We start from the raw sequence: 17,358 nt of genomic DNA, 5'->3' as shown, positions 1-17,358 counted from the left end.
GGTGGCTGAGATTGGCAAGGCACGCTCCGGGGCTCAGGAAAGCCTTGAATTGTAGAAGCCGAGGCTCAACCTCCCGCTCGAGCCCAATCTCCTGTCCGCCATGATCGACATCACCCTCCAGAACTTCGAAGCCGAACTCATCACTGCCTCCCGGAGCCAGCCCGTGCTGCTGGACATCTGGGCGCCCTGGTGCGGCCCCTGCCGCACGCTCGGCCCCATCCTGGAGAAACTCGAGACCGCCTACGCCGGCCGTTTTGCGCTGGCCAAGCTCAACAGCGACGAGGTGCCCGAGATCGCGACCCAGCTCAGCCAGATGTTCGGCGTGCGCTCCATCCCCTTTTGCGTGATGTTCATCGACGGCCAGCCGGTTGATGGCTTCGTCGGTGCCCTGCCGGAGGCGCAGATCCGCGAGTTCCTGGACAAGCATGTGCCGCCGGGCGAAATGCTTGAGGCGCAGGCCGACGTGGCCGAGGCCGAAGGGCTGATGGCCGAAGGCGACCTCGAAGCCGCCCTGGGCAAGCTGGCGCATGCCGTGCAGACCGACCCGTCCAATGACGCTGCGCGTTTCGACTACGTCAAAGCGCTGCTGGAGTTGGGCCTGGTGGCCGAAGCGCGCGAAGCCTTCGCGCCGGTGGCCGTCAAGGCCGCCGACACCCTGACGCCCTCGCCGCGCCTGGCCGCCCTGGCCACCTGGCTGGCCGCCTTCGACGCCGCCGAAGCCGCCGACCCTGCCGCGCTGCAGGCGGCGATCGTGACCAACAAGCGCGACTTCGACGCGCGCTTCACACTGGCCCAGACGCATCTGGCCGCTCAGCGCTTCAGCGAAGCCATGGACGAGCTGCTGGAAATCATCATGCGCGACAAGGCCTGGAACGGCGAGGCCGCGCGCAAGACCTATGTCGCCATTCTGGAGCTGCTGACCAAGCCGGCACCCAAACAGGCCGCCGAAGCCAAGGCGGGTGCGCTCGAGCTGACCGGCAAGGCCGCTGTCGGGCACAGCGACCCGCTGGTCGACAGCTACCGGCGCAAGCTGTCGATGGCGCTGTTCTGACCCGGCTTGGCCGGCGGCCTGTCAGGGCACGCCGCCGCGGTTGCTGCGCAGTTCGCGCAGCTTCACGCACTCGGGGTCGTTCTGGTAGATGGGCTTTTCGCACTGCCGGTCGATGCACCAGGCGCGCGCGAACAGGACGCGGCTGCCGCAGGCCTCGCCGGCCGTGCGCGGCTCGGCGGGCGTCTGCACCACCGCGGCCGGGGCGGGCTTGGCGGCGGTATTGCTTGCACGGACCGGTGCTGCCGGCTCGGGCGCTGCGATGACGGGGCTGCGCGGCGCAGGGCGGAAATCGCCGGCTTTCTCGGTCAGCACCGGCTTGGGCGCGGTATCACGGCGCGGTGCGACCACTGCGGGGGCGGACGCAGGCCGTGTGGCCGCCACGGGCACCGGCTTGCCAGGGTCGGGCAGAGGCGCCGACGCCTGAGTCACCCCGGCAGCGCTTGGCACCGAAGCAGCCTGCGCTTCGGGCGGCGCGGGTGGCGTCGCCGCGACGACGGCCGAGGCGGCGGGTTCCGGCAGCGCCTGCGGCGCAACCCCAGGGCGCAACTGCAGGATGAAGAGGCCGAGCAGCACCAACGCCAGCACGCCGCCGCCAATAGCGGCTGGGCCCTGCCAGGAGCGCGGCGGGGCGGCCCCGGGCCTGGCGGGCGGCGCCGCAGGCGGCTTGGGCTTGTCGGCCTTGGGCGAGGGCGGCGGAGGTGGCGCTGCGTTCTTGCGCAGCGGCACGATGACGGTGGCCGAGAGATCGTCCAGCTCGGACGGGGTGCCCTGCACGGTGTCGGCGAACTCGATATCCAGCGGCCCGACAGGTGCAGGCGCCGGTGCCAACGTGATCCGTGGCGGCGTCGGCTGGGCGGCCGGCACGTCGGCACGGCCGTCGAGCACCTCGCGCCAGGCGGCGGCGGTCTGTGGGCGCTGCTGGGGGGGCATGCGCAGCGCCCAGTCCAGGCCGGCCAGGAAGGCCGGCGAATAGCCCTCGACCTGCAGCGGCGCCAGCTCATCCCCCATCGCCCGCGCGGTGGCGGGCGGCGGCGGACGGCCGGTCAGCAGCTCGTGCATGACCGCAGCCAGCGCATAGAAATCGGTCCAGGGGCCTTGGCGCAACGCGTTGGACTCGGCGTACTGCTCAATGGGCGCGAAGCTGGGCTTGAGGATGGCCGTGAAGACCTGGGTGCGGTCACCGATGGCTTGGCGGGCGGCGCCGAAGTCCAGCAGGATGGGCGGGCCGCCATCGGCCGGCATGAAGATGTTGTCGGGCGCGACGTCGCGGTGCCAGACCTGCTGGGCATGCAGGATGGCCAGCCCGCCCAGCACGGCGTCGAAGATGCGCCGCACCCAGGCCTCGGGTGGCGGTGTCGGCTGGGCCTTGCGCGCCTCGCGCAGGTTCTGGCCGACCAGGCGCGGCATGGCCATGTAGGCAGTCCCGTTGGCTTCCCAGAAGCGGTAGACCTTGAGCAGCGACGGGTGGTCGAAGCGGGCCAGCAGCTTGGCCTCGTTGACAAAGCTGCGCCGGCCCAGCTCGAAGGTCTCCTTCATGGAGACCGAGCGCACCGACACCTGGGAGCGGCCGTCGCGCGAGGCGAACTGGCTGGGCATGTACTCCTTGATCGCCACCTCGCGCTCCAACGAGTGGTCGCGTGCGAGGTAGACGATGCCGAAGCCGCCCACGCCGAGCGTGCCAAGGATTTCCAGCTCGCCGAAGCGGGTGCCCGCGGGCAAGGCGTTGATGGCTTCGTCGTCGCGGGCGTCGGCGGTCATAGGCGGGCGAGGGTAACGCAGCCCCGGCGCGCCGACAGCCCGGAGAAAGCCCGGTTAGCGTGGCGGAGTGCCCAAACCGGCCGAACCCAGGCGCTCGGCCCACAGGCGGCGCTGCGCGGCGTCCTGGGTCCAGGCGGCCTGGGCAGCGTCGGCGTGGCGGGCCGAGAGCGCGTCCTCGCGCAGGCGCGCGTAGACCTGCGCCAGGCGGGCGTGCAGGGCGGCGCATTCGTCCAGGTCGCAGTGGGTCGCGTCCTCGGCCTGCACCTCGACGGCGGCCTGGTCGGCCAGCGCGCGGGCGCGCAGCGCATCACCGGTGTTGGACCAGCACCAGGCCAGGTCGGCCAGCAGGCTGCCGCCGGTGCGTGCCAGCCCGGCGGCGATGGCCTCGGGCAGATGGGCCTCCAGCAACGCGGCGGCCGCGGCGAAGTCGCCTTGCACGGTCAGCAACTGGGCGCGCAGCAGCGGCGTCAGGTCGGCGCGTGGCGAGCCGCCGACGGCGTCGTCGAAATGGCCGATGGAGTCGACGCCGAGCAGCACGGCCGGCGCCTCGCCGGGTTGGCCGGCCAGCGCCGCATGGCGGATGCGCAGCGCGCGCATCTGCATCTGGTTGTAGAGCAGCGCGGCGAGGCCGGCGTCGTCGCCCTCGGCACTGGCGGCGCGGCGGCCCCAGGCATACCAGGCGGACGCGGCCGCCGGGTCATTGGCCAGGTCCCAGGCCATGCCCAGCGACGACGCGACCCGACACGCGGCCGCATTGTCCGGCGGGCCCGCGAGCACAGCAGCGGCGTGGCCGACCAAGCGCTCGATGTCGCGGTCCACAAAGGCCATCTGCGCCAGCCAGGCGTCGCACAGCGCCTGCAGCGCGCGCAGCCCGGCGGCGGCAGCCATGACCTGGGCACGGCGCACGCGCTCGCAGGCACCGCCGCCGAAGGCGCTGAAATAAGCCGTCAGGCCCTCGGCCAGGTGCAGCCAGGCCGCCAGCTCGATGCGCGGATGCACGAGGGCGCGCACCTGCAGGCGGTTCAGCTCCTCGCGGGCCTCGGCCTCGCGGCCATGGCGTAGCCACAGGATGGCGCGCTGGGCCTGCAGCACGGCGGCGCGCGCCGGCATGGAGGCCACGGCGGCGATCTCGCCGTCCAGCCTTTGCGCCAGCCGGCTGCGCAGCTTCTGGCTCATGCGGTCAGCCGCTGCAGCGCCTCTTCGTACTTCTGCACGGTTCGCTCGATAACCTCGGCCGGCAGCGCGGGCGCCGGTGCGGTCTTGCCCCAGGGCTGGCCGTCGATGCGCACGGCCTCCAGCCAGTCGCGCACGAACTGCTTGTCGTAGCTGGGCGGGTTGCTGCCCGGCGCGTAGCTCTCGACCGGCCAGTAGCGCGAGGAGTCGGGCGTCAGCACCTCGTCCATCAGCGTGAGGGCGCCGTGGGCATCCAGGCCGAACTCGAACTTGGTATCGGCAATGATGATGCCCTTGGTCAGCGCGAAGTCGGCCGCGCGCTGGTAGAGCTGAATGGAGATGTCGCGCACGCGGCTCGCGAGGTCGATTCCGATGATGTCCGCGGCCTGTTCGAACGAGATGTTCTCGTCGTGGTCGCCCATCTCGGCCTTGGTGGCGGGCGTGAAGATGGGCGCGGGCAGCTTGTCGGCGTTGCGCAGGCCGGCCGGCAGCCTGACGCCGCAGACGCTGCCGCTGGCCTGGTACTCGGCCCAGCCGCTGCCGGCCAGATAGCCGCGCACGACCGCCTCGATGGGCAGCGGCTTCAGGCGCTTGACAAGCATCGTGCGGTCGCGCAACTGCTCGGCCTCGGCCGGTGTGACGACGGACAGCGGGTCCTCGCCGGTCAGGTGGTTGGGGACGATGCCCTGCAGCTTGTCAAACCAGAACAGCGCCATCTTCGTCAGCAGCGCGCCCTTGCCGGGAATCGGCTCGCCCATGATGACGTCGAAGGCCGAGAGCCGGTCGCTGGCGACCATCAGGATGCGGTCATTGCCGACGGCATAGTTCTCGCGCACCTTGCCGCGGCCGAGCAGCGGGAGGGAAGTCAGGGTGGATTCGTAGAGGGCTTGGGGCATGGGCGGCGATTTTACGTGCCGTCTCCAGCCAATTGGCCTCGTGCCGCGGCAGCATTGCCGGGATCAGCGCAGCGGCTCGATCAGGTCGAAACCGACATAGCGGGCGACGAAGCGCGCCCGGCCTTCGCTGCCGAAGGCCTCGACATCCCAGTCGCCCGGCAGCAGCCGGTCGGCGAGCGTGGTGCGGAAGTGGTAGGCCTGGGCCGGCAGCTTGCTGCCGTCGGTCAGCGTCACGATGACGCCGATGCGCTCGTACTCGACGCCCTCGAAGGCGTCTAGCCGCGCCAAGGCGGCGGCGTCGACGTCCCGATAAAGACGCCCCGGCACGAGGCCGCCGGGGAACTGCTGCAGGCCGGGATAGTCCTGGCCATGCACGGGGCGGCGCGTGTGGTCCGGCAGCGAGGCGGGCTCGCTGGCGAACTCACTGCCGCAGACGCGGGCCATGATGTCGGCCCACATCAGCGAGCCGTAGGTGAAGACGTGTGCCGTCACTGCACCTTCTGCGCCAGCTCGCCACGCGCATAGGCGGCGGCGATGTCGGCCAGCGTGCGGCTCTTGATCTTGGCGGCCTGGCCTTCGCAGCCGAATTCCATATAGCGCTGCTTGGCAATGACCTTGGCAGCCTCGCGGGCGGGCTTGAGCCATTCGCGGGCGTCGAACTTGTCGGGGTTCTCGGCAAGAAAACGTCGAACCGCGCCGGTCATTGCCAACCGGATGTCGGTGTCGATGTTGATCTTGCGCACGCCGTGCTTGATGGCTTCCTGGATCTCCTCGACCGGCACGCCGAAGGTCTCTTTCATCTTGCCGCCGTACTGGTTGATGATCGCCAGCAGCTCCTGCGGCACGCTGGACGAGCCGTGCATGACGAGGTGGGTGTTGGGGATGCGCGCGTGGATCTCCTTCACGCGGCCGATGGCCAGGATGTCGCCGGTGGGCTTGCGGCTGAACTTGTAGGCGCCGTGGCTGGTGCCGATGGCAATCGCCAGCGCGTCCAGCTGCGTGGCCTTGACGAAGACGGCGGCCTCCTCGGGGTCGGTCAGCATCTGGAGTGATCGAGCTTGCCTTCGGCGCCGATGCCATCTTCCTCGCCGGCCTCGCCCGTCTCCAGGTTGCCCAGGCAGCCCAGTTCGCCCTCGACGGTGACGCCGACGGCATGCGCCATCTCGACGACCTTGCGGGTGACTTCCATGTTGTATTCAAACGAGGCCGGCGTCTTGCCGTCCTCCAGCAGCGAGCCGTCCATCATCACGGAGCCGAAACCCAGGTCGATGGCGCCCGCGCAGACCTTGGGGCTGGTGCCATGGTCCTGGTGCATGACCAGCGGGATATGCGGGTAGGCCTCGCAGGCAGCCTGGATCAGGTGCTTGATGAAGGGTTCGCCGGCATATTTGCGCGCCCCCGCCGAGGCCTGCAGAATGACCGGCGCGCCGACCTCGTCGGCCGCGGCCATGATGGCCTGCACCTGCTCCAGGTTGTTGACGTTGAAGGCTGGGATGCCGTAGCCGTTTTCGGCGGCGTGGTCCAGCAACTGGCGCATGGAAACGAGAGGCATGGGAATTTCCCCGGGTGGAGTTGAGAAATCTGGGCCGACTGCGATACGCACACTAGGCCGTAACCGCGTCGTAACTGGTTGGGGATTCTATGGAGTGCCGGGCATGCCCCACCCCCACGGATGAGAGTAGTCAGCACAATGCGCGGTCATGACAAGACTGGTGTTCGACCACCTCACCAACTGGATCACGGCCGCCGCCAGCGAGCATTCGCACGATCTGGCCGCCCACATCGAAGAGCGCACCGGCGCGAGCCGCCGCGCCGCGATGGCCGCGTTGAAGCGCCTTGCCGAGGCCGGCTGGCTGGCCCGCTCAGGCACCTCGCGCCGGCCGGTGTTCTCGCCCGGCGCCCTGCGCCAGGTGGCACGCAGCTACACCCTCTACGGCCTGCAGGAAGACCTGCCCTGGCAGCGCGACTTCGCGCCCCACTTCGCGCTGCCCAAGCATGTCGAGCGCATGGTGCAGCACGGCTTCACCGAGTTGGTCAACAACGCGGCGGACCATTCTGGCGGCAGCAGCGTCACCGTGTCGCTGCGCCAGACGCCCACCCATGTGCAGTTGCTGGTCAGCGATGACGGCATCGGCGTGTTCGACAAGATCTGCAACGCCTTCCAGCTGGAGGACACGCAGCACGCGATGCTGGAACTCAGCAAGGGGCGCCTGACCAGCGCGCCCGACGCCCACACCGGGCGTGGCCTGTTCTTCAGCAGCCAGCTGGCCGACGTCTTCGATATCCACGCCAACAACACCGCCTACCAGCGTCGCGCCTGGGAAAGCAGCGGCTGGAAGAAAGGCCGCGCCCTGCCGCGCCAGGGCAGCAGCATCTACATGGCCATTGCGCTGAACACGACGCGCACGCTCGACGGCGTCATGGCCGCCTGGAGCATCCAGGGCGACGGCATCGAATTCGACCAGACCCGCGTGCAGCTGCGCCTGCTGACGACCGAGGGCCAGGCGCTGGATTCCCGTGCCGCCGCGCGCCGCGTGGGCTCGCGGCTGTCGGCCTTCAGGCGTGCGGAGATCGATTTCGACGGCGTCACCGACGTCGGTCATGGCTTCACGGACGAGCTGTTCCGCGTGTTCGCCAAGGCCAACCCCCAGATCGAGCTGGTGGCGGTGAACACCAGCCCGCGCATCGCGGCGCTGGTGAAGAGCGCCCGGGCCGGCTAGGACTTACGCAGCGCCGGCACGGGCGGCACCGCGATGCGCGGGCCCTGGTAGCCCTGCACGACACCGAAACGCCCGCCATCCTCGCGCGCCCAGTCCAGCGCCCACGCCTGCATCTCCGCCGGTTCGCGGCCGACGAAGTTCCACCACAGCAGCGGCGGCGCAGGCCAGGGCGCGCCGCCGAGCAGCAGCAGCCGCGTCGATGCCGCGCAGCGCAGCTCAACCGCGGCGCAGCCCGCGCCGATGCAGAGCAGCGTGCCCGGCGTGACGGGCTCGACCGCGTCGTGGCCCGTCGGGCTGACCGCGACCTCGCCCTCCAGCAGCATGACGCCATGCTCGAAACCCTCGTCCAGCGCCAGCGTCGCGCAGGCCGGGCCGGTGGCGGCAAGGTCCAGGCCCAGCAACGGCGTGAAGCTGGGCACCGGCGAGCACTGGCCGCCGAACTCACCGACCAGCACGGTCGCCTCCCAGCCCTCGCCGAGCAACGCGCGGGGCAGGTCGGGGAAATGCTGGAAGCTGGGCGGGCGCTCACGCTCGGCATCCGGCAACGCGATCCACAGCTGCGCCAGGTGGATGCGGTCGGACAGCGACTCCTCGCTGTGCGAGATGCCGTGCCCGGCCGTCATCAGGTTGACCTGGCCGGCACGCAGCACCTGCTCCGACCCCAGGCTGTCGCGGTGCAGGATCTCGCCCTCGATCATCCAGCTGAAGGTCGACAGGCCGGTGTGCGGATGCGGGCCGACGTTCATGCGCTTCTCGGGGCTCGCCGGGCCGGCATGGTCGGCAAAACACCAGGCGCCGATGGTGCGGCGGCCCTTGTTCGGCAGCGCGCGCTGGATGGGCAGGCCGCCGACGTCGCCCAGGTGGCTGGTGATGCGTTCGACCAGGATGCTCATGCCTGCCTCCGCTTCACGAAGTCGACGAAGCCATGCACGAAGCGCTGCAACTGCTCGCGCACTTTGTCGTCCACCAGTTGGCCGTCGGCGTCGAACACCGTGCCGGCCTTGGACACCATCAGCCGTCCGCCCATCCAGAAGTCGTTGCCGAAGGCGCGCAGCACCGACAGCAGCGCGTCCTGCGACTGCACGGTGCCGAAGCCGCCGGGCGTGGCGCCCATCAGGCCGGTCGGCTTGCCGCCGAACAGCCTGGCGCCCTCGCCGCTCGGGCGCGACAGCCAGTCCAGGCCGTTCTTCAGCACGCCGGGGATGGCGTTGTTGTATTCGGGCGTGCTGATCAGCAACGCGTCGGCGGCGCGGATGGCCTCGCGCAGTGTCGTGACGGCCTCGGGGATGCCGACGGCCTCGACGTCGCCGTCATAGGGCTGAATGCCGTGCAGCGTGCGCAGCTCGATGCTGACGCCCTCGGGCGCCAACGTGATGGCCGCGCGCAGCAGGGCGGTGTTGTAGGAAGCGCGGCGCAGCGCGCCACTGAGGGCAATGATGTGCATGGCGGCTACCGCAAGCGAGGACGCAGGCATGATGCCAGCGATGCACCACTTCACCCTGCCCGACATGAGCTGCGGCCACTGCGTGGCCGCCATCACCGATGCGCTGAAGGCGGCCGACGCCCAGGCGCGCGTCGAGATCGACCTGCCCACCCGCAGCGCCGCGGTCGACAGCGACCTGCCCCGCCAGACGCTGGTGGCCGCGCTGACCGAGGCGGGCTATCCGCCTTCGATCACGCAAAGCTGAACGGCAACTCCCGCTGGCGCTTGCCCGTCAACCGCGCCACCGCATTCGCCAGAGCCGGCGCCAGCGGCGGCAGGCCAGGCTCGCCCATGCCCTTGGGCGGGTCGTTGCTGGGCACGATGCTGACCGTCATCACCTTCGGCGCATCGGTGATGCGCGGCATGGCCATGTCGTAGAAGTTGTTCTGCTCGACGACGCCGTCCTTGAAGGTCACGTGGTGGGTCGGCATCGTCGTGCCCAGGGCCATGAGGGCGGCGCCCTGTACCTGGGCCTCGACGGCGCGCGGGTTGATGCAAAGGTTGCAGTGCACGCCGGCATGCACTTCCTGCAGCACCGGCTGGCGGGCGTTGCCCTTGCCCTTCATGCTGGCGACGACGACATAGGCGACGACGGACTCGAAGCTCTCGTGCAGGGCCACACCCCAGGCCTGGCCGGGTTTGAGCTTGCGCTTGCCATAGCCGCTCTTGTCGACGGCCGCCTGTAGCGCCGCGCGGTGGCGGTCCGCCTTGGCGTTGCCGTCCATCAGCTTGATGCGATAGGCGACCGGGTCCTGCTTGGTGGCAAACGCGATCTCGTCGACCAGCGTCTCCATCACATAGGCCGTGTGGGTGGCGCCGACCGAGCGCCACCACAGCACCGGCACGTTGACCTCGGGGTGGTGCACGCTGAGGTGCATCGGGATGGCGTAGGGGTCGCGCATGCCCTCGGTGGTCGTGCCGTCCACGCCCTTCTGGTAGCCGAAGCCCTCCAGCGGCGAGCCCTTCAGGATGCTCTGGCTGACGATGCGGTGCTGCCAGCCGGCCACCTTGCCGGTGGCGTCGAAACCGATCTCGGCGCGGTGCACGGTCATGGGCCGGTAATAGCCCGACTTCAGGTCATCCTCACGGCTCCAGATCACCTTGACCGGCATGCGCTGGCCGGCCTGGGCCAGCGCCACGGCGACGGCCGCCGCCTCGCGCGGCCATTCGCTGGTCGGCGTGGCGCGCCGGCCAAAGCCGCCGCCGGCCATCTGCACATGGATCTGCACCTGCTCGGGCTTGAGGCCCACCGTCTTGGCCAGGGCCATCGCGTCGAGACCGGGCATCTGCGCTGCGTAGTACACGTCGCAGCGGTCGGCCTTCAGGTCCACCGTGCAGGCCAGCGGCTCCATCTGTGCATGGTTGAGATAGGGGAAGACGAAGTCGGCCGTGATCTTCTTCGGCGCCTTGCTCCAGCCGCTGACGTCGGCCTGGAACTCGGGCTTGGGCGCGGGCGTGCCGGGCGTCTTGGCCAGGGCCAGGTATTGCTGGGTCAGCGCCGCCGTGTCGGCCTTGGCGACGCCACCCAGGTCCCAGTCGACCTTGAGCGCGTCTCGGCCCTTTTTGGCCGCCCAGTAGCCGCTGGCGACGACCGCCACGCCCTGGCCGCCGCGGTCCAGCGTGACCGGCAGCACGGCCTTGACGCCCTTGACCTTCATCGCCTCGGCCACGTCGAGCTTGGCGATCTTGCCGTTGAAGACCGGCGGGCGCTGGATGACGGCCACGGCCATGCCGGGCAGCTGCACGTCCATGCCATAGGCCTGGGCGCCGGTGCTCTTGTCCTTGGCGACGACCAGTGTCGTGGGCTGGCCGATGCGCTTGAAGCTCTTGGGGTCCTTCAGCGTGACGGCCTCGGGCACCGGCAGCTTCATCGCCGCGTCGAAGAACTCGCCATAGCCGGCGCTCTTGCCGACGCCCGCAATGACCCCGTTCTCCGTCGTCAGCGAAGCCGCCGGAACGCCCCAGGCCTGCGCCGCGGCAGCCACCAGCATGGCCTTGGTGCGCGCGCCCAGCTCGCGGTATTGCAGGTAGCTGTTCTTCACCGAGTTCGAGCCGCCGGTCAGGTGCATGCCGAACAGCGGGTCGACGTACTCACCGCGCTGGTCGCCAAAGCCGGTCCTCACCTTGCTCCAGTCGGCGTCCAGTTCTTCGGCGCAGATCATGGCCAGGCCGGTCTCGATGCCCTGGCCCATGTCCATGCGGTTGCACAGGATGGTGGTGGTGCCGTCTTTCGCAATGGTGACGAAGGCCAGCGGCTGCTCCGTCGGCTTGGTGCCCGGCTTGGCCGGCGCGCCTTGCGCCGTGACGGCGCCCGGCAGCAGGGCCAGGCCGACGGCGCCGCCGACGGTGGTGGTGACGAAGGCACGGCGGGACAGGCCGGCAGAGCCGCCGGTCAGGACGGCATCGATGCGACGGGGGTTCAGCATGTCGGCCTCCTCAAGCGAGATGAGCCGCGGCCGCATGGATGGCGGCGCGGATGCGGGTGTAGGTGCCACAGCGGCAGATGTTGCCGGCCATGGCGGCGTCGATCTGCGCGTCAGTGGGCTTGTTGTTGCCCTTGAGCAGCGCGACGGCGCTCATCACCTGGCCGCTCTGGCAGTAGCCGCACTGGGCCACGTCGTGCTCGACCCAGGCCGCCTGCACGGCTTGCCCGACCTTGTCGGTGGCGATGCCCTCGATGGTCGTCACCGGGCCCTGCACCGAGGAGATCGGCGTCATGCAGCTGCGCACCGGCGCACCGGCCACATGCATGGTGCAGGCGCCACACTGGGCCGCGCCACAGCCGAACTTGCTGCCGGTCAGCTGCAGCTCTTCCCGCACCGCCCACAGCAGGGGCATGTCGGGGTCGGCGTCCAGCGCGACAGCGCGACCGTTGACGGTCATGTTGATCATGGGAGTTCCTGGCAGGGGGTGGGAAGCGAGCGACTCTAGCGAGAAGCGGTCGCCCCGTACATCAGTCAGGCTTTGGTGCCGACCGGCGCCGTGGGCTGGATGGCCTGGGCCAGCGCGTCCAGGCCCACCGGCTTGACGAGATGGCCATCGAAGCCCGCGGCGGTGGAACGCTGCATGTCCTCCGGCCGGCCGTAGCCGGTCAGCGCCACCAGACGCAGCGGCGCGGCGGGCAGCTCGGCGCGCAGGCGCCGGGCGACCTCGTAGCCATCCATGCCCGGCAGGCCGATGTCGAGCAGGGCGACATCGGGCCGCCAGGCCTTGGCCATCGCCAGCGCATCCGGCGCGCTGAAGCCGGTGCGCACCTCGTGGCCATCGGCGCGCAGCTTCATGGCCAGCGACTCGGCGGCGTCCACGTTGTCGTCGATCAGCAGCACACGGCGCGGCGGGTTGGTGGCCGCCTGGGCAGGCAGCTCCGCGACCGCCAGCTGCTTCGACAGCGGCAGGCGGATCTCGAATGTCGCACCCTGCCCCACGCCGCGGCTGCGGGCGCTGACGCGGCCGCCATGCATCTCGACGAGGCGGCGCACGATGGACAGGCCCAGCCCCAAGCCACCCTGGGCGCGGTCCAGCGTGCGCGAGCTCTGCACGAACAGGTCGAACACGGCCGGCAGCATGTCGGCCGCGATGCCGGCGCCGCTGTCGCGCACCTGCAAGACGGCCTCGTCGCCCTCGCGCGCCAGCTCCACGGTGATATCGCCGCCGGGGTCGGTGTACTTGGCCGCGTTGGACAGCAGGTTGACCAGGCATTGCTGCAGGCGCGCCGCATCGCCCCGCACCGTCAGCGGCGGGCCTTCCACCACCTTGAGGCGGTGGCGGCGCTCCTGCATCGCCGGCACCACGGCCTCCAGCGCCGACGCGACGATCGCAGCCAGCGCCACCGGCGCGTGCTCCAGCTCGATGCGGCCATGGGTGATGCGCGACACGTCCAGCAGGTCATCCACCATGCGCGTCATCTGCTTGACCTGGCGGTTGATGATCTCCACGGCGCGGCGCTCGGTCGCGCCCGGTGCCGTCGTGCGCAGCATCAGCTCGGCGGCATTGCGGATCGGCGCCAGCGGGTTGCGCAGCTCGTGAGCCAGCATGGCCAGGAACTCGTCCTTGCGCCGGTCCGCATCGCGCAGCGACTCCTCCATGCGCTTGCGCTCGGTCATGTCGAAGGAGAGGCCGGCAAGCCGCAGCGGCCCACCGGCGGCGTCGCACAGCGTCTGGGCGCGCACCTCCACCCAGCGCAGCTCGCCGTTGTCGGGCCGCACGATGCGCAGCTCCAGCGTGAAGCCGCCACGGTCGCACACCGCCGTCGCCATCGCCTGGCGCAGGGCGGGTGCGTCGTCGCCATGGACGATGGCGAAGCCTTCGTCGACATCGCGCAGCGTTGCGCCCAACACGTCGGCGGCGTTGTCCGACAGCGTCAGCCGCCGCGTGCGCAGCTCGAACTCCCAGCTGAACATGCGCGCATTCACGAGGAACAGGCGCAGCTGCTGCTCGCTGGCGCGGCGTTGCATGTCCAGCTCGATCAGCGCCGACACGCGCGCCAGCATCTCGCGCGCTGTGAAGGGCTTGATGAGGTAGTCGTCGGCGCCCGCGCCGAGGCCCTCGATGCGCGCCTCCTCGCCGGCGCGGGCCGACAGCAGGATGACGGGCAGGGTGTGCAGGCGCTCATCGGCGCGCAGCGCGGCCACCAGCTCGAAGCCATCGAGCCTGGGCATCATCACGTCGGACAGCAGCAGCGCCGGGCGCTCGCGGCGCACGGCGGCCAGCGCCTGCTCGCCATCAGCCGCCTCCTCGACGCGGTAGTACGGCGCCAGCAGGCCGCGCAGGTACTGGCGCATGTCGGCGTTGTCGTCGGCGATGACGATGCGCGCGCCCAGCGTGGCCCGGTAGCGTGCGCCGATCTGGTCGCCGGCATCCGCGCCGGCATCGGCAGCGGCACCATCGACCGCACCGGGCTCGTCGGGCAGCCAGCGCAGCGCCTCCTGCACATAGGACGAAGCCAGGCTGACGCCATGCGGCTCGGCCCGCTCGTGCCGGACCTGCTCCGGCGGCAGGCGGGCGTGGCCGAACGGCAGGCGCAGCGTGAAGCGCGTGCCCTGGCCGAGCTGGCTCTGCACCTCGATGCTGCCGCCGTGCAGGCGCATCAGCTCCTGCACCAGGGCCAGGCCGATGCCGCTGCCCTCGTGCGTGCGCGCCCGCACCCCCTCGACACGGTGGAAGCGCTCGAACAGCCGCGGCAGCTCGTGCTCGGCCACGCCGACGCCGGTGTCCTCGATGTCGACGACGGCATGGTCGTCCAGCGCGCCCACCCGCACCGTCACGCTGCCCTGCAGCGTGTACTTCAGCGCGTTGGACAGCAGGTTGAGCACGATGCGCTCCCAGTGGTCACGGTCCACGTAGACCGGCGCCGGCAGCTGCGGGCAGGCCACGCGGAAGGCCAGGCCGGCCGACTCCATCGCCGAGCGGAAGCTGCTGGCCAGCTCGCCGGTCAGCGCTGCCAGGTCGGTCGGCCGGAACACCGAGGTCGCGCGGCCGGCCTCGATGCGCGAGAACTCCAGCAGCGCGTTGACCAGCTTGGCCAGGCGCAGCGTGTTGCGCTCCACCATGCGCAGCCGGCTGCCCGCCGCGGGTGGCAACTGCGGGTGGCCCATGGCGTCCTGCAGCGGGCCGAGCATCAGTGTCAACGGCGTGCGGAACTCGTGGCTGATGTTGGAGAAGAACTGCGTCTTGGCGCGGTCCAGCCGCGCCAGCTCCTCGGTACGCCGCTGCTGCAGCTCGTAGGCCTCGGCATTGCCGATGGCAGCGGCGAGCTGCTGCGCCACCAGGCTCAGGAAGTCGGTGTAGCGCCCCTGGGACAGGCGGTAGGGGTTGAGGCCGACGATCAGCACGCCCTCGTGGCCTTGCTCGCCGGACGCGCGGATGGGCAGCACCATCGCCCGGCGCGGCGCCTGCGGCCAGTCGCCGCCGGGCCAGTTGATGCCCGCCGGCAGCGCGTCCACGAGATGCGGCTGCTGCACTGCCAGCACGGCGTCGGCGGACCAGGGCGCCTCGCGCACGTCGAGCGTGCGCACCGCCTGCGCCCAGGAGCCCGCCCCGCCTGCCGTTGCGGCCAGTTCGAAAGTCGTCTCGCCATGCGCACGCAGCAGCACCAGCGCGAACAGCACGTCCTTGCGGTTGGTCTCCAGCGCCGCGGCGCAGCGCTGCACGGCGTCGGCCACGCTGCGCGCATCGGCGCCGCGCGTCGCCAGCTCGCGCAGCAGCGCCAGCTGCCGTTCACCGATGACGCGCAGGGTTTCGTCGGAGTTGGCGCAGATGATGCCGGCCGGCACGCCGTCGTCGCCGGGCACGGGGCTGTAGGAGAAGGTGTAGTAGGTTTCCTCGGGGTAGCCGTTGCGCTCCATGATGAGCAGCTGGCTCTCCACGAAGATGCCGTCGCCGTTCATCGCCGTTTCGAGCATCGGGCCGATGTCCCGCCACAGCTCGTGCCAGACCGTCGCCGTGGGCTGGCCCAGCGCCCAGGGGTGGCGGCCGCCGATGATGGACTGGTAGGGGTCGTTGTAGAGGTAGATGAGCTGCGGCCCCCAGCCGATCCAGATCGGCTGGCGCGACGTCAGCATGATGCGCACCACGGTCTTGAGGCTGCGCGGCCATCCGGCGGGTTCGCCCAGCGGCGTGCCGGCCCAGTCATGGGCGCGCATCAGGGCGCCCAGCTCGCCGCCGCCGGCCATGAAGGACGTGTCTAAATCTCGCGGCGCGTGGGCGGGCTCGGTCATGCGGCAGGCGTTCGATTCGGCTTTCGGGCGTACACGATAGCGTCCCGACGCGCAGGGCCGGCGCCGGCATGGGCTTACAGCCCACGCGGGTGGTCAGCGGCTGCTGTGCTTGACCTTGGATTGGACGGCCGCGCAGGTTGGCGACGCTCTGCGCATGGCCGGCGCCCAGGGTCGTGTCCGGCTGCAGGGCTGCAGGGCTGCGGGGTCGCGCCGGTGCGGCGCAGGCTGCGCCTCGCACCGGGCCGGCCGACCCGGTCGGCCTCAGGCGCGCGCGTAAGTCGCCAGCGCCTGCAGCAAGGCGGCCAGGCTGATGGGCTTGGTCAGGTGGGCGTCGCAGCCCGCGGCGAGCGACTGCTGCACGTCGGTGTCGAAGGCGTTGGCCGTCAGTGCGACGATGGGCGTGTGGCGGCGGCGCTCACGGGCTTCGATGGCCCGCCACTGCCGCGTGGCCGAGAGCCCGTCCAGCCCCGGCATGAGCATGTCCATCAGCACCAGGTCGAAGTCGCCATCGTGGAGCGCGGCCAGCGCCTGTGCGCCGTCGCGCGCCCGGGTGATGCGGTGGCCCAGCGGCGCCAGCATGCCCTCGATGACCAGCACGTTGACCTCGTTGTCCTCGGCCAGCAGCAGCGCCAGCGGCCGGGTTGGTGTGACACGTTCGGCGCGCCTGACGTCGCCCAGCGCCAGTGCCGCCGCGGGCGCCACCGTGGCCGGCAGGTCCAGGCTGACCTCGAAGCGGCTGCCCTCGCCTGGCCGGGTGTGCACGCTGACCTCGCCGCCCATCAGCCGCGCCAGGCTGCGAGTGATGGCCAGCCCCAGGCCCGTGCCGCCGAACTCGGCCGAGATGGACGCGTCGGCCTGGGCAAAGGGCAGGAAGATGCGCTCCAGCCGCCCGGCCGGAATGCCGATGCCGGTGTCCTGCACGCCGACGACCACGCGGCCCGCGGCATTGCGCGACAGCTCGACGGTGACGCCGCCGGTCTTGGTGAACTTGATGGCGTTGCCGACCAGGTTGGTGATGATCTGCGCAACGCGCTGCGCATCCCCCAGCACCCAGCCAGCGGCCTCGGCGCGTGCCAACACGCGCAGCCACAGGCCCTGGCCCTGGGCGCGCTCGCGCAGCAGTTCCAGCTGCAGCTCCACCAGCTCGGTGAGGTTGAAGGGATGCACCGCCAGCTCCAGCCGGCCGCTTTCGATGCGGGCGTTGTCGAGGAGGTCGTTGATCAAGGCGAAGACCTGGCGGCCGGCATGGCCCAGCAGCTCGACATGGCGCGCCTGCTCCGGCTGCAGCGGCGAGCGGGCCAGGATGTCGGAGAAGCCGAGCACGGCGTTCATCGGCGTGCGCATCTCGTGGCTGACCTGGGCCAGCAACTCGGTCTTGGCACGGCTGCGTGCCTCTGCCAGCTCGCGCTCGCGCATCAGCTCACGCTCACGCTCGCGGGTATGGCGCTCATGCTCGACGGCTGTCAGCAGCAGCGCCAGCGCCAGCAGGTAGAGCGCCGGCGCGGGGGTGGGCAGCAGGCCGGCCAGCACGGCGCCCCAGGCGCCCAGCGCCAGCACCGCC

At 70.7% G+C, this 17,358-nt stretch carries 13 protein-coding genes and 1 pseudogene; 3 read left to right on the top strand and 11 right to left on the bottom strand.

The annotated features are described in order from the left end of the window. The first annotated feature begins 100 nt into the window (after positions 1-100). Entirely contained in the window at positions 101-1,051 is a 951-nt protein-coding gene (locus ACT6S0_RS12765) for a tetratricopeptide repeat protein (RefSeq protein WP_444764204.1), read from the top strand. A 21-nt stretch (positions 1,052-1,072) separates the two neighbouring features. On the opposite strand, the gene ACT6S0_RS12760 is transcribed toward ACT6S0_RS12765, so the two are convergent. From ACT6S0_RS12760 to fba, 5 genes and pseudogenes are all read right to left on the bottom strand, one after another. Next, positions 1,073-2,809 carry a serine/threonine protein kinase gene (locus ACT6S0_RS12760; protein WP_444764203.1) on the bottom strand — a complete coding sequence of 579 codons (1,737 nt, stop codon included), beginning with the start codon at positions 2,807-2,809 and terminating at the stop codon, positions 1,073-1,075. Positions 2,810-2,863: 54 nt separating this feature from the next. Continuing rightward, the gene (locus ACT6S0_RS12755; protein ID WP_444764202.1) at positions 2,864-3,985 is read right to left on the bottom strand and encodes a hypothetical protein; all 1,122 of its coding nucleotides are present in this window, start codon (positions 3,983-3,985) and stop codon (positions 2,864-2,866) included. Then, positions 3,982-4,878 carry a phosphoribosylaminoimidazolesuccinocarboxamide synthase gene (locus ACT6S0_RS12750; RefSeq protein WP_444764201.1) on the bottom strand — a complete coding sequence of 299 codons (897 nt, stop codon included), beginning with the start codon at positions 4,876-4,878 and terminating at the stop codon, positions 3,982-3,984. Before ACT6S0_RS12750 ends, ACT6S0_RS12755 begins: the two co-directional genes overlap by 4 nt. Before the next feature lie 63 nt (positions 4,879-4,941). Beyond that, positions 4,942-5,370, bottom strand: a complete 429-nt coding sequence (locus ACT6S0_RS12745) for a gamma-glutamylcyclotransferase family protein (RefSeq protein WP_444764200.1) — start codon at positions 5,368-5,370, stop codon at positions 4,942-4,944. After that, positions 5,367-6,430 (bottom strand): annotated as a pseudogene (gene fba / locus ACT6S0_RS12740) (class II fructose-bisphosphate aldolase). The gene ACT6S0_RS12745 and the pseudogene fba overlap by 4 nt, the downstream one beginning before the upstream one ends. A 148-nt stretch (positions 6,431-6,578) precedes the next feature. Between fba and ACT6S0_RS12735 the strand changes: the two are divergent. After that, a complete protein-coding gene (locus ACT6S0_RS12735) occupies positions 6,579-7,598 on the top strand; it encodes an ATP-binding protein (RefSeq protein ID WP_444764199.1) in 1,020 nt (339 codons plus the stop codon). On the opposite strand, the gene ACT6S0_RS12730 is transcribed toward ACT6S0_RS12735, so the two are convergent. Both ACT6S0_RS12730 and ACT6S0_RS12725 read right to left on the bottom strand, forming a co-directional pair. After that, positions 7,595-8,491: a pirin family protein gene (locus ACT6S0_RS12730; protein WP_444764198.1), complete on the bottom strand. Its 897-nt coding sequence runs from the start codon at positions 8,489-8,491 to the stop codon at positions 7,595-7,597. The genes ACT6S0_RS12735 and ACT6S0_RS12730 overlap by 4 nt on opposite strands. Beyond that, complete coding sequence (locus tag ACT6S0_RS12725; protein WP_444764197.1) at positions 8,488-9,042, bottom strand: NADPH-dependent FMN reductase; 555 nt, start codon at positions 9,040-9,042, stop codon at positions 8,488-8,490. The genes ACT6S0_RS12730 and ACT6S0_RS12725 overlap by 4 nt, the downstream gene beginning before the upstream one ends. Before the next feature lie 40 nt (positions 9,043-9,082). Here ACT6S0_RS12725 and ACT6S0_RS12720 point away from each other — a divergent pair, with 40 nt between their 5' ends. Next, positions 9,083-9,286: a heavy-metal-associated domain-containing protein gene (locus ACT6S0_RS12720; RefSeq protein WP_444764196.1), complete on the top strand. Its 204-nt coding sequence runs from the start codon at positions 9,083-9,085 to the stop codon at positions 9,284-9,286. Here the strand turns inward: ACT6S0_RS12720 and ACT6S0_RS12715 are convergent. The 4 genes from ACT6S0_RS12715 to ACT6S0_RS12700 all read right to left on the bottom strand — a co-directional run. After that, the gene (locus ACT6S0_RS12715; RefSeq protein WP_444764195.1) at positions 9,273-11,507 is read right to left on the bottom strand and encodes a molybdopterin cofactor-binding domain-containing protein; all 2,235 of its coding nucleotides are present in this window, start codon (positions 11,505-11,507) and stop codon (positions 9,273-9,275) included. The two genes, ACT6S0_RS12720 and ACT6S0_RS12715, sit on opposite strands and share 14 nt — an antisense overlap. Positions 11,508-11,517: 10 nt before the next feature. Beyond that, positions 11,518-11,973 carry a (2Fe-2S)-binding protein gene (locus tag ACT6S0_RS12710; RefSeq protein ID WP_444764194.1) on the bottom strand — a complete coding sequence of 152 codons (456 nt, stop codon included), beginning with the start codon at positions 11,971-11,973 and terminating at the stop codon, positions 11,518-11,520. 65 nt (positions 11,974-12,038) lie between these two features. Beyond that, on the bottom strand, positions 12,039-15,797 hold the full coding sequence (locus ACT6S0_RS12705) for an ATP-binding protein (protein ID WP_444764193.1): 3,759 nt from the start codon (positions 15,795-15,797) through the stop codon (positions 12,039-12,041). A gap of 261 nt (positions 15,798-16,058) precedes the next feature. Next, positions 16,059-17,358, bottom strand: a 1,300-nt coding sequence (locus tag ACT6S0_RS12700; protein ID WP_444764192.1) for an ATP-binding protein, incomplete at its 5' end; no start/stop codon positions are given.

The organism is Roseateles sp., from assembly GCF_052436255.1.
Lineage (GTDB): Bacteria > Pseudomonadota > Gammaproteobacteria > Burkholderiales > Burkholderiaceae_C > Pelomonas.
Note: the sequence above shows the minus strand (reverse complement) of the source record. Positions and strands in the feature narration are given on the sequence as shown.